11 protein-coding genes are annotated in these 11,742 nt (G+C 72.5%); 6 read left to right on the forward strand and 5 right to left on the reverse strand.

What is annotated here, in order from left to right; genetic code table 11:
- Window positions 1-111: 111 nt before the first annotated feature.
- The 4 genes from ACIPSJ_RS32065 to ACIPSJ_RS32080 form a co-directional block, all read right to left on the reverse strand.
- On the reverse strand, window positions 112-1,086 hold the full coding sequence (locus ACIPSJ_RS32065; protein WP_359221760.1) for an acyl-ACP desaturase: 975 nt from the start codon (window positions 1,084-1,086) through the stop codon (window positions 112-114).
- A 240-nt stretch (window positions 1,087-1,326) separates the two neighbouring features.
- Window positions 1,327-2,103 carry a dimethylargininase gene (ddaH, locus tag ACIPSJ_RS32070; RefSeq protein ID WP_359221758.1) on the reverse strand — a complete coding sequence of 259 codons (777 nt, stop codon included), beginning with the start codon at window positions 2,101-2,103 and terminating at the stop codon, window positions 1,327-1,329.
- Window positions 2,104-2,201: 98 nt separating this feature from the next.
- Window positions 2,202-3,839, reverse strand: coding sequence for an ABC-F family ATP-binding cassette domain-containing protein (locus tag ACIPSJ_RS32075; RefSeq protein WP_401351164.1), 1,638 nt, complete (start codon window positions 3,837-3,839; stop codon window positions 2,202-2,204).
- A 271-nt stretch (window positions 3,840-4,110) separates the two neighbouring features.
- Entirely contained in the window at window positions 4,111-4,527 is a 417-nt protein-coding gene (locus ACIPSJ_RS32080) for an SsgA family sporulation/cell division regulator (protein WP_355720656.1), read from the reverse strand.
- 219 nt (window positions 4,528-4,746) lie between these two features.
- On the opposite strand from ACIPSJ_RS32080, the gene ACIPSJ_RS32085 reads away from it, so the two are divergent.
- The 3 genes from ACIPSJ_RS32085 (at window position 4,747) to mmpA (ending at window position 6,919) form a co-directional block, all read left to right on the forward strand.
- Window positions 4,747-5,832: a WD40/YVTN/BNR-like repeat-containing protein gene (locus ACIPSJ_RS32085; protein ID WP_401351166.1), complete on the forward strand. Its 1,086-nt coding sequence runs from the start codon at window positions 4,747-4,749 to the stop codon at window positions 5,830-5,832.
- Window positions 5,833-6,022: 190 nt separating this feature from the next.
- The gene (locus tag ACIPSJ_RS32090; protein WP_359221753.1) at window positions 6,023-6,712 is read left to right on the forward strand and encodes an endonuclease V; all 690 of its coding nucleotides are present in this window, start codon (window positions 6,023-6,025) and stop codon (window positions 6,710-6,712) included.
- 60 nt (window positions 6,713-6,772) lie between these two features.
- The gene (gene mmpA, locus ACIPSJ_RS32095) at window positions 6,773-6,919 is read left to right on the forward strand and encodes a morphogenic membrane protein MmpA (RefSeq protein WP_355720665.1); all 147 of its coding nucleotides are present in this window, start codon (window positions 6,773-6,775) and stop codon (window positions 6,917-6,919) included.
- 4 nt (window positions 6,920-6,923) lie between these two features.
- Here mmpA and ACIPSJ_RS32100 read toward each other — a convergent pair whose 3' ends face one another.
- Window positions 6,924-8,102, reverse strand: a complete 1,179-nt coding sequence (locus ACIPSJ_RS32100; protein WP_401351168.1) for a saccharopine dehydrogenase family protein — start codon at window positions 8,100-8,102, stop codon at window positions 6,924-6,926.
- Window positions 8,103-8,293: 191 nt separating this feature from the next.
- On the opposite strand from ACIPSJ_RS32100, the gene ACIPSJ_RS32105 reads away from it, so the two are divergent.
- Genes ACIPSJ_RS32105 through ACIPSJ_RS32115 form a run of 3 tightly spaced genes read left to right on the forward strand, consistent with a single transcriptional unit; the run spans window position 8,294 to window position 11,721 of the window.
- Window positions 8,294-9,445 carry a CaiB/BaiF CoA transferase family protein gene (locus ACIPSJ_RS32105; protein ID WP_401351170.1) on the forward strand — a complete coding sequence of 384 codons (1,152 nt, stop codon included), beginning with the start codon at window positions 8,294-8,296 and terminating at the stop codon, window positions 9,443-9,445.
- Window positions 9,445-10,458 (forward strand): LLM class F420-dependent oxidoreductase, encoded by a 1,014-nt coding sequence (locus ACIPSJ_RS32110; protein WP_359221746.1) that lies wholly within the window; start codon window positions 9,445-9,447, stop codon window positions 10,456-10,458. The genes ACIPSJ_RS32105 and ACIPSJ_RS32110 overlap by 1 nt, the downstream gene beginning before the upstream one ends.
- Before the next feature lie 48 nt (window positions 10,459-10,506).
- Window positions 10,507-11,721, forward strand: coding sequence for an acetyl-CoA C-acetyltransferase (locus ACIPSJ_RS32115; protein ID WP_359221745.1), 1,215 nt, complete (start codon window positions 10,507-10,509; stop codon window positions 11,719-11,721).
- The last annotated feature ends 21 nt before the right edge of the window (window positions 11,722-11,742 follow it).

An 11,742-nucleotide genomic window follows, 5' to 3' on the forward strand; every position in this document is an offset into this window, starting at 1 on the left:
ACGCGCCCCCGGCAACGGAAAGGGCCGCCGCCACGTGACAAGTCACGTGGCGGCGGCCCGGTGGGTCACACGGCGGCGGCCCGATCGGTCCTACGGCAGCGGCCCGACCTGTCACGCGCCGGCGCGGGCCGCCATGCGGGCCTTGCGGGCGGCCAGCTTCTCGTCGAACTTGGAGGCTTCCGAGTCGAGGCCGCCCATGAACAGCCCGAGTTCCTCCTGCGCCTGCAGGCCCTCCGGGCCGAGGCCGTCGATCTCGAGGACCTTGAGGTGGCGCAGTACCGGCTGGAGCACGTCGTCGTGGTGGATGCGCAGGTTGTAGACCTCGCCGATCGCCATCTGCGCGGCGGCCCGCTCGAAGCCGGGGATGCCGTGACCGGGCATCCGGAAGTTGACGACGACGTCCCGCACGGCCTGCATGGTGAGGTCGGGGGCGAGCTCGAAGGCCGCCTTGAGCAGGTTCCGGTAGAAGACCATGTGCAGGTTCTCGTCGGTCGCGATGCGGGCCAGCATGCGGTCGCAGACCGGGTCGCCCGACTGGTGGCCGGTGTTGCGGTGCGAGATGCGCGTCGCGAGCTCCTGGAAGGCGACGTAGGCCACCGAGTGCAGCATCGAGTGCCGGTTGTCCGACTCGAAGCCCTCGCTCATGTGCGACATCCGGAACGCTTCCAGCTTGTCCGGGTCGACCGCGCGCGAGGCGAGCAGGTAGTCGCGCATCACGATGCCGTGCCGGCCCTCCTCGGCGGTCCAGCGGTGCACCCAGGTGCCCCAGGCGCCGTCCCGGCCGAACAGCGAGGCGATCTCGTGGTGGTAGCTCGGCAGGTTGTCCTCGGTGAGGAGGTTCACCACGAGGGCGATCCGGCCGATCTCGGTGACCTTGGACTGCTCCTTCTCCCAGGCCTGGCCGTCCTCGAAGAAGCCGGGGAAGTTGCGGGCGTCCGTCCAGGGCACGTACTCGTGCGGCATCCAGTCCTTGGCGACCTTCAGATGGCGGTTCAGTTCGTTCTCGACCACTTCCTCCAGGGCGTACAGCAGCCGCGCGTCGGTCCAGGCGGACGAGCTGCCGAGGTGGGGAGAAGTGATCGTCACGAGAACTCCAGGGGGACGCCGTACACGAGCGGACGAACGGGAACGAACGGGAGGGGTCCGGCGAGCGGTTGCCGGGAAACCTACGTGATCGTAGGCTACGAATCCGTAGGTTACGAAGCCGTAGGTTAAGTGCGCTGTAAAGACCGCTGATCAGATGCGGTGCCCAGGGCGAATCCGGACATGCCAAACTGCCTCCGGACCCGCAGGTCCCGGGGCTGAAGAGGTGAGTCGATCACCCGGTCAGACGTACAACTCCCGTAGCCGCACCGAGAGGCACGTCACACATCCCTCGAGCTTCTCGAACTCGGAGATGTCCACGGTGACCACGTCGTGGCCGAGGTCGGTCAGCAGCTCCGCGGTCTTCGGGGCGCTCGCCGCCATCAGCAGCTTGCCGCCGCCCAGCAGCACCACATGGGCGCCCGCGTCCTCCGGCACCGCGAGGAAGCCCGGGAAGAGCGAGGGCCGGTCCACGTTCGGGATGCGCCCAAGAACCGTTCCGTCGGGCAGCGCGGTCACCGCCGACTTCAGGTGCAGCACCTTGCTCACCGGCACGGCGACCACACGCGCGCCGAGCGGCTCGAAGGCGGCCCGCAGCTGCTGCACCCCGGCCGCGTTGGTGCGTCCGCCGCGGCCGACGTAGACGGTGTCGCCGACCTTGAGGACGTCACCGCCGTCCAGGGTGCCCGGCTCCCAGATCCAGTTCACCGAGCAGCCGAGGCGGGCCACCGCCTCCTCGACCCCGGCGGTCTCCGCGCGCCGGGACTCGGCGCCGGGCCGGGTGATCAGCGCGACGTTCTTGTACATGACGACCGTGTCCTCGACGAACACCGAGTCCGGGCAGTCGTCCTCCGGGTCCACCTCGACGGTCTCCCAGCCGTGCGCGCGCAGCGTCTCCGTGTACTCCTCCCACTGTTCCTGGGCGAGTTCGACGTCGACCTTCTCCCGCTCGACATGCGTCACCAGGCCTTCGGCGAGGCGGGGGCTGGGGCGGCGGACGAGGGCCTTCTTGCTGGGCACGTCGGGTCTCCGGGGTCGGGGATGCGGTCCGGCGCCCGTCGAGGGGCGCCGGACCGCCATCATGCAGGGCGGATTGGTGTCGACAAAACCCCTTGTTGTCAGGCTGTGCCCTCGCCGAGACGCGCCACCTCCTCCGGAACGGTGTCCCGCAGCTCCCCGTCCGCCATCAGCAGCCAGCGCGTGATGCCGATCGACTCCAGGAACGGCAGGTCGTGACTGGCCACGATCAGGGCACCCTCGTACGACTCCAGGGCGGTGGTGAGCTGCCGCACACTCGCCATGTCGAGGTTGTTCGTCGGCTCGTCCAGCATCAGCAGCTGCGGGGCCGGTTCGGCCAGCAGCAGCGCGGCCAGCGTCGCCCGGAAGCGTTCACCGCCGGAGAGCGTCGCCGCCTGCTGGTCGGCGCGGGCGCCCCGGAACAGGAAGCGGGCGAGACGGGCCCGGATCCGGTTGTTGGTGGCGCCCGGCGCGAACCGGGCCACGTTCTCGGCGACGGTCCGCTCGCCGTCGAGCACGTCCAGCCGCTGGGGCAGGAAACGCAGCGGCACATGTGCGTGCGCCTCGCCCGCGACCGGTGCCAGCTCCCCGGCGACGGTCCGCAGCAGCGTCGTCTTGCCCGCGCCGTTGCGCCCGATCAGCGCGATCCGCTCGGGCCCGCGCAGATCCAGGATCCCCTTCACCCGGGAGCCGTGGGCCAGCTCCAAGTTCTCCAGCGTGAGCACGTTCCGGCCCGGCGGCACGGCCGTGTACGGCAGTTCGACGCGGATCTCGTCGTCGTCCCGTACCGCCTCCACCGCCTCGTCGAGCCGTTCCCTGGCCTCGGCGAGCCGTTCCTCGTGCATGATGCGGTGCTTGCCCGCGGACTCCTGGGCCGCGCGTTTGCGCGCCCCCATGACGATCTTCGGCTCGCGCTTCTGGTCGAACATCTTCTGCCCGTACCGCTTGCGGCGGGCCAGTTTCATCTGCGCGTCGGACAGTTCGCGTTTCTGCTTGCGGACATCGGCCTCGGCGACCCGCACCATGCGCTCGGCCGCGTCCTGTTCGACGGCGAGGGCCTCCTCGTACGCCGAGAAGTTGCCGCCGTACCAGGTGACCTCTCCGGAGCGCAGGTCGGCGATCTGGTCGACCAGGTCGAGGAGTTCACGGTCGTGGCTGACCACGATCAGTACGCCGGGCCAGGCGGTGACGGCCGCGTACAGCCGCCTGCGCGCGTACAGGTCGAGGTTGTTGGTGGGCTCGTCGAGGAGCAGCACGTCGGGCCGCCGGAGCAGCAGCGCGGCCAGCCGCAGCAGCACCGACTCGCCGCCGGAGACCTCGCCGACGGTCCGGTCCAGATCGATGTGGCCGAGCCCGAGCTCGCCGAGGGTGACCAGGGCGCGCTCCTCGACGTCCCAGTCGTCGCCGACCGCCTCGAAGTGCGCCTCGGAGACGTCACCCGCCTCGATGGCGTGCAGCGCGGCCCGCCGGGCGGCGATGCCGAGCGCCTCGTCCACCCGCAGCGTGGTGTCGAGGGTGACGTTCTGCGGGAGGCAGCCGATCTCGCCGGCCACCTTCACGATGCCGTCGGACGGGGTGAGCTCACCGGAGACGAGCTTCAGAAGGGTGGATTTCCCTGATCCGTTCACGCCCACCAGGCCGGTGCGGCCGGGGCCGAAGGAGACGTCGAGGCCCTCGAAGACGGGGGAGCCGTCGGGCCAGGCGAAGGACAGGGAGGTACAGCTGACGGATGCAGACATGGGCGCCTCGCGGTTGCTTGCGGTGTCGGGGGCAAACGCGTGTCGAGACACCGCGAGGCAGCAGCCGAGGGGCCAGGGAGAAGATCCTGCGCCGGGGGACGGCTCGTACGCCGAGGTCGAACGCCACAGACACACCTCACGGGTGTGACGCGGTGTCTCAGGACCTCAGACGAGCAACGTCCTTCTCCAATCGACGACAACAGGACGTGGTACACGCTAGGAGGGCGCCGAAGGGACTGTCAAAGGAATTAGATCCAGGGTGCCGCGGGGGTCAGCAGGCGTCCCGCATCAGCTCGGCCAGGTCGTGGTCCAGGTCCAGCTGGAGGTGCTCGAGACCGGTGGGCACCAGGTCACCGGTCGCCTCCAGGAACCGGCGTATCTCGCCCGTGCGCACATGGATGACGGCGGTGCCCTCGGGGGCGTGGAACTCCAGCACGGTCCGGTCGTAGCCGTACGGCCGCACCCGGACGTCCCCGCTGCCCTCCGGGGCGTGCAGGCCGGCCGCCAGCAGTTCGCGGGAGAACGTCCAGCAGACGTCGACGCCCTCCAGGGTGGCCGGGGCCGGGAAGGTCATACGGACGGCGAAGGGGTCCTCGCGGTCGTAGCGCAGGGTGGCGGGAATGCTCGGCATGCGCGGCGACGCGGCGACCAGGCGTGCCTCTACGGGCTGCTCGATGACGGTGGACAACGCCTTGCTCCCTCATGACGGACGAACGAATTTCCGGGCGTGTGAGACCTGGCACTGGAAGAGACGACGGAAGTGGCCGATCCGTGCACACGAAAGGCGGGTGACCTGTGTCACCGGGGGCATTCATACCCTCGGCTTACCTCTTCCGCGACGTACGGGCCGTCTGGACGGAGCCGGGGGAGTGGGCTAGCTTCGCGCGCCATGAGGCGCTTGGGGAGCATGCGACGGACCGGACGAGGCCGACGGACGAGCCGGGTGGTGGCCGTGGGAGTGGCGTGCGGGGCGGCGCTGGCCGCGCTGACCGCGGGCTCCGCGCAGGCCGGGACGCGGGCACCGCACTGGGCGCTCAAGGACACCGGCACGCCGGACGTCCGTTTCCGCGGGCTGGCCGCCGTCGACCGGAACACCGCCTGGCTGGCCGGAACCGCCGGTACCGTGCTGCGCACCACGGACGGCGGGTCGAACTGGCGGAACGTCTCTCCGCCGGGCGCGGGCGACCTTCAGTTCCGCGACGTGGAGGCGTTCGACGCGCGGCACGCGGTGGTGCTGGCCATCGGCGAGGGCGAGGCGTCCCGGGTCTACCGCACCGACGACGGCGGGGCCACCTGGACCGAGTCGTTCCGCAACACCGACCCCGCCGCCTTCTACGACTGCCTGGCCTTCTTCGACCGCCGCCACGGCCTCGCCATGAGCGACCCGGTCGACGGGAGGTTCCGCATCCTGTCCACCAGCGACGGCGGCCGTTCCTGGCGGGTGCTGCCGGACACCGGCATGCCGGCCGCCCTGGACGGCGAGGCGGGCTTCGCCGCGAGCGGCCAGTGCCTGGTCACCTCCGGGCCGAAGGACGCCTGGCTGGCGACCGGCGGCGGCGCGCACGCGCGCGTGCTGCACTCCGCCGACCGCGGACGGACCTGGACCGCCGCCGACACCCCGGTCCCGGCGGGCGATCCGGCCAAGGGCGTCTTCGCCCTCGCCTTCCGCGACCGCACCCACGGTCTCGCCGTCGGCGGCGACTACCGCGCCGACCAGTCCTCCCCCCAGGCGGCCGCGGTCACCCCCGACGGCGGCCGCACCTGGCGGCCCGCGGCCACCCCGCCGCCCGCCTACCGCTCCGGCGCCGCCTGGCTCCCGCACAGCCGCACCGCGGCCCTCGCCGTCGGCCCCACCGGCACCGACCTCACCACCGACGCCGGCCGCACCTGGCGCACCGTCGACACCGGCTCGTACGACACCGTCGCCTGCACCCCGGACCTGAGCTGCTGGGCAGCCGGCGAACAGGGCCGCGCCGCCCGCCTGGAGAACTGACCGGCGGGTACCGGCCCTGAGGCCGGGGCGACCAGGTCGCCCGGTGGGGACACGCGCGCGGGGAGCGCGCGCGTCGCTCGTACCGCGGGTCCCGTCGTGGCACACGCGCCCGGGCCGGGGAGCCGGGCCGTACGCCGGGTCCGGCCCGTCACCGCACGCGCGCGTGGGGCGTCGTACGCTCGTGCGCACCATGACGACCGTACGCGTACCCGCGGGCTGGCCCGCGACCGAGGAAGCGGCGCTGGCCGTGCAGGACGAGCTGCGGGGGCGGGTGGTCCGCGACGAGCCGGGACCGGCGCCGGGCAGCGGGCATGTCACGGGCGTGGACGTGGCCTACGACGACGAGCGGGACCTGGTCGCGGCGGCGGCCGTCGTGCTGGACGCGGCGACGCTGGAGGTGGTCGCCGAGGCGACCGCTGTCGGACGGGTGTCCTTCCCGTACGTGCCGGGGCTGCTCGCCTTCCGCGAGATCCCCACCGTACGGGCCGCCCTGGACGCCCTGCCCTGCCCGCCGGGCCTGGTGGTCTGCGACGGCTACGGCCTCGCCCACCCGCGCCGGTTCGGGCTCGCCAGCCACCTCGGCGTCCTCACCGGCCTGCCCACCGTCGGCGTCGCGAAGAACCCCTTCACCTTCGCGTACGACGACCCGGACGCCCCGCGCGGCAGCCACGCGCCGCTCCTCGCCGGCACCGAGGAGGTCGGCCGCGCCCTGCGCACCCGGGACGGCGTCAAGCCGGTGTTCGTGTCGGTGGGACACCGGGTGAGCCTGGACAACGCCTGTGCCCACACGCTCGCGCTCACCCCCGCGTACCGGCTGCCGGAGACCACCCGCCGCGCGGACGCCCTCTGCCGGAGCGCGCTGCGTGAAGCTCAGGCCTGAGTAGCGATTCTGAGTACGAGTACGGATGCCGTTGTTACAGTCCGGCGGCAGGCTTGCCGCATGACCGCATACCGTGCCTCCGAGTCCGTTGCCGCCTCCGCCCAGCCCGTCGGGCGCTCGGTGACGGCCGCGTTGGTCCTCGCCGTGGTGGTGGGGTTCGGATGGGTGGCCGGGATGCTCTACACCGTGATCCAGTGGCAGTCCTAGGGGCTCAGCGGGTCGCCGCCACCCGGAAGCCGATCCCGGCCGCCCGCAGTCGCTCGGTCAGCGCGTCGCCCATCGCCTGCGCGGTGGTGACCTGGCCGGCCGTCGGGGGCAGGTCGTCGAGGGCCAGGGACAGCGCGCCCTCGGCGAACATCTTCGCCGTCTCGCCGTAACCGGGATCCCCGCCCGAGACCTCCGTGAAGACCCGCCGTCCGCCGCCCTCGCCGACGAACCGCACCGTGAACCAGCTGCGGGCCCGCTTCTCCGCGCTCGGCCCGTCACCGGGCTTGAGCCGGTCCGACAGCCAGCGCCGGGCGGGCGGCACCTGGGCGGCCGCGGCGACCGCGCCGACGGCGGCGAGCCCGCCGAGGGCGACCGGCAGGTGCTTGACGGCCGCGTAGTGCCGGTAGCGGAAGTCGGGGCCGTAGCGGTCCAGGGCCTTCGCCGAACGGCGCACGATCTGGGCGTCGATGGTGGGCAGCGGCAGCGCCCAGGAACCGACCTCGGACGCGAAGCGCGGGGCTCCCGTCGGCGCGGCCGCCCGGCGGCCCACCAGCCGGGGCTCGTGCCGGGCGCGGTCCCGGGCGGCGGCGACCATCTGCCGGGGGCGCGCGAACTGGTCCAGCGCGGAGGCGAAGGTGCCGCCGGAGAAGGTGGCGTCGGCGGTCACGAACCCGTCCACGGTCAGCGGCACGCCCTCCGGCAGCTGTTGGACCGTGAAGTACGTGCCCAGGTCGTGCGGGACCGAGTCGAAGCCGCAGGCGTGCACCAGACGGGCGCCCGTCTCCCGCGCGCGTGCGTCGTGCCGGACGTACATCAGGTCCACGAACTCGGGCTCACCGCACAGGTCCAGGTAGTCCGCCCCGGTGTCCGCGCAGGCCGCGACCAGGTCCTCGCCGTAGCGGCCGTACGGACCGACCGTCGAGGCCACCACGCGCGCGTGCTCGGCGAGGGCACGGACCGTGGCGGGCTCCGTGACGTCGGCGCGCAGCACGCCGACCTCCGCGCCGCCCGGCAGCCGCTCGCGCAGCGCCCCCAGCTTGCCCTCGTCCCGGGCGGCGATGGCCCAGCGCAGGCCCTCGGGAGCGTGCGCGGCGAGGTACTCGGCGGTGAGTTCGCCGACGAAGCCGGTGGCCCCGAAGAGCACGATGTCGTAGGGACGGTCCGTCGTCTTCAGCCTGCTCATGACACCTCTCGGTCCTGCAACCCGCGCCGTTGTCGGTGGCTGAGGCTAGCGTGAAGGGTGCGGACGCACCCCCACCGGGTATCTTGACTAAGCGCTTGCTCGTCGACTTGCCCGCCGACCCTTGTGCCCGGTGGAACCTGTTCTTAGCATCATCGGTGTTACATCAGTTGTGTCACATGACTGGGGGCGGCATGACCACGGCAGGGACGCCAGGACACGGCCCGCTCTCCGGCGTGCGCGTGGTCGAGCTGGCCGGCATCGGACCGGGCCCGTTCGCCGCGATGCTCCTCGCCGACCTGGGCGCCGACGTGGTCCGCGTCGACCGCCCCGGCGGCCCGGGACTCGCGATCGACCCGGCGTACGACGTCACCAACCGCAACAAGCGCTCGGTGCTGCTCGACCTGAAGTCCCCCGACGGCCCCGCCCGCGTCCTCGACCTCGTCGAGCGCGCCGACATCCTCGTCGAGGGCTACCGCCCGGGCGTCGCCGAGCGGCTCGGCGTCGGCCCCGGGGACTGCCACGCCCGCAACCCCCGTCTGGTCTACGGGCGGATGACCGGCTGGGGCCAGGAAGGGCCGCTGGCGCACCGCGCGGGCCACGACATCGCCTACATCGCCCTCACCGGCACCCTCGGCATGATCGGCCGCCCCGACGAGCCCCCGGCCGTCCCCGCCAACCTGCTCGGCGACTACGCCGGCGGCTCCCTCTACCTCGTCGTCGGCGTCCTGGCCGCCCTCCACCACGCGCGCGCGACCGGCACCGGCCAGGTCGTGGACGCCGCCATCGTGGACGGCACCGCGCACCTCGCCGCGATGATCCACGGCATGGTGGCCGCCGGCGGCTGGCAGGACCGGCGCGCCGCCAACCTGCTGGACGGCGGCTGCCCGTACTACGGCACCTACGAGACCGCCGACGGCCGGTACATGGCCGTCGGCGCCCTGGAACCGCAGTTCTACGCCGAGTTCCTGGAGCTGCTCGGCGGTGTGCCGGACCTGGCCGACGCCCGCAAGGACTGGACCCGCTGGGGCGAGCTGCGCGAGCGGGTCGCCGCCCGCTTCAAGTCCCGCACCCGCGACGAGTGGACGGCCGTCTTCGAGGGCTCCGACGCCTGCGTGGCCCCCGTGCTCTCCCTCCGCGAGGCCCCGCACCACCCCCATCTCGCGGCCCGCGGCACCTTCACCGACCACGGCGGCATCACCCAGCCCGCCCCCGCCCCCCGCTTCTCCGCGACCCCCACGGCCGTGCGCGGCACCCCCGCCCAGCCCGGCGCGGACACCACGGGCGTGGCCCGCGACTGGGATGTACCGGCACTCCTCGACGACCACGACAAGGACCCCGCCTGATGGAGCTCTCGACCTTCCTCGACTACGCGGGCGACCCGCGCACGGCCGCGGACCGGGCGGCCACGCTGGAGTCCGCGGGCCTCGACGCGGTCTGGGTCGCCGAGGCCTACGGCTTCGACTCGCCCACGATCATGGGCTACCTGGCCGCCCGTACCGAGCGGATGAAGATCGGTTCCGCGATCCTCAACGTCTACTCCCGGACCCCCGCCCTGATCGCCCAGACGGCGGCCGGCCTCGACGCGATGTCCGGCGGCCGGGCGATCATCGGGCTCGGCGCCTCCGGCCCGCAGGTCGTCGAGGGCTGGCACGGCAAGGCGTACGACAAGCCGCTCGGCCGTACCCGCGAGACCATCGAGCTGACCCGGCGGATCCTGCGCCGCGAGACCATCGACCACCACGGCATCACCGACATGCCCCGCCCCGGCGGCCTCGGCAAGCCCCTGAAGATCCTCACCAGGCCGGTCCGCGCCGAGGTCCCGCTGTACGTGGCCTCGCTCGGCCCCGCCAACGTCCGGATGACCGCCGAGATCGCCGACGGCTGGCTGCCCACCCTGTTCATCCCCGAGAAGGCCCACCAGGTCTGGGGCACGCCCCTGGCGGAGGGCGCCGCCCGCCGCGACCCGGCCCTCGGACCGCTGCGGATCGTCGCCGGCGGGCTGCTCGCCATCGGCGAGGACGCGGCCGCCGTCCGCGACCAGGTCCGCCCCAGGATCGCCCTGTACGTCGGCGGCATGGGCGCACCCGGCAAGAACTTCTACAACGACCTCGCCGTCGCCTACGGCTACGAGAAGGAGGCCCGGCTCATCCAGGAGCTGTACCTCGACGGCCGGCACCGGGACGCCGCCGCGGCCGTACCGGACGAGTTCTGCGAACTCATATCCCTGTGCGGCCCGGAGGGGTACGTCCGTGACCGCATCGCCGCCTACCGCGAGGCCGGCGTGACCATGCTGGACATCACCCCGGTCGGCCAGGACCCGGCCCGCCTGGTCGAGACCGTCAAGAACTGGCTCTGAGCCCCCGCTGACCCCACCGCGCACAAACCCTCGTTGAAAGGCTTGTCAGTGAGCACCGAAGCGTACGTGTACGACGCGATCCGCACCCCGCGCGGCCGCGGCAAGGCGAACGGCGCCCTGCACGGCACGAAGCCCATCGACCTGGTCGTCGGCCTCATCCACGAGGTCCGTGACCGCTTCCCCGGCCTCGACCCGGCCGCCATCGACGACATCGTGCTCGGTGTCGTCGGCCCGGTCGGCGACCAGGGCTCCGACATCGCGCGGATCGCCGCGATCGCCGCCGGGCTGCCCGACACGGTGGCCGGCGTCCAGGAGAACCGCTTCTGTGCGTCCGGTCTGGAAGCCGTCAACATGGCCGCCGCCAAGGTGCGTTCCGGCTTCGAGGACTTGGTCCTCGCCGGTGGCGTGGAGTCGATGTCCCGGGTGCCGATGGCCTCGGACGGCGGCGCCTGGTTCAACGACCCGATGACCAACCTGGCCGTCAACTTCGTGCCGCAGGGCATCGGCGCCGACCTGATCGCCACCATCGAGGGCTTCTCCCGCCGGGACGTCGACGAGTACGCGGCGCTCTCCCAGGAGCGCGCCGCGACGGCCGTCAAGGAGGGCCGCTTCGAGCGATCCGTGGTCCCTGTGAAGGACCGCGCGGGCCTCACCGTCCTCGACCACGACGAGCACCTGCGCCCCGGCACCACCGCCGACTCCCTCGCCAAGCTCAAGCCCTCCTTCGCCGACATCGGCGAACTGGGCGGTTTCGACGCGGTCGCCCTGCAGAAGTACCACTGGGTCGAGAAGATCGACCACGTCCACCACGCGGGCAACTCCTCCGGCATCGTCGACGGCGCCTCCCTGGTCGCCATCGGCTCGAAGGAGATCGGCGAGCGCTACGGCCTCACCCCGCGCGCCCGGATCATCTCGGCCGCCGTCTCCGGCTCCGAGCCGACCATCATGCTCACCGGCCCCGCCCCCGCCACCCGCAAGGCCCTCGCCAAGGCCGGCCTCACCATCGACGACATCGACCTCGTCGAGATCAACGAGGCGTTCGCGGCGGTCGTGCTGCGCTTCGTGAAGGACATGGGCCTGTCCCTGGACAAGGTCAACGTCAACGGCGGCGCCATCGCGCTCGGCCACCCGCTCGGCGCCACCGGCGCGATGATCCTCGGCTCGCTCGTCGACGAACTGGAGCGCCAGGACAAGCGCTACGGCCTCGCCACCCTGTGCGTGGGCGGCGGCATGGGCATCGCCACCATCGTCGAGCGCGTCTGAAATCCCCGCGGAACCAAGAGA

It is taken from the genome of Streptomyces sp. NPDC090088, from assembly GCF_044747345.1.
Taxonomy (GTDB): Bacteria; Actinomycetota; Actinomycetes; order Streptomycetales; family Streptomycetaceae; genus Streptomyces.

Bases quoted from the DNA above. Each gene is read 5' to 3' on its own strand.
- mmpA (WP_355720665.1), top strand. From the start codon at position 6,773: ATGACCGCATACCGTGCCTCCGAGTCCGTTGCCGCCTCCGCCCAGCCC.
- ACIPSJ_RS32105 (WP_401351170.1), top strand. From the start codon at position 8,294: ATGACCACGGCAGGGACGCCAGGACACGGCCCGCTCTCCGGCGTGCGC.
- ACIPSJ_RS32100 (WP_401351168.1), bottom strand. From the start codon at position 8,102: ATGAGCAGGCTGAAGACGACGGACCGTCCCTACGACATCGTGCTCTTC.
- ACIPSJ_RS32110 (WP_359221746.1), top strand. From the start codon at position 9,445: ATGGAGCTCTCGACCTTCCTCGACTACGCGGGCGACCCGCGCACGGCC.
- ACIPSJ_RS32075 (WP_401351164.1), bottom strand. From the start codon at position 3,839: ATGTCTGCATCCGTCAGCTGTACCTCCCTGTCCTTCGCCTGGCCCGAC.
- ACIPSJ_RS32090 (WP_359221753.1), top strand. From the start codon at position 6,023: ATGACGACCGTACGCGTACCCGCGGGCTGGCCCGCGACCGAGGAAGCG.
- ACIPSJ_RS32085 (WP_401351166.1), top strand. From the start codon at position 4,747: ATGCGACGGACCGGACGAGGCCGACGGACGAGCCGGGTGGTGGCCGTG.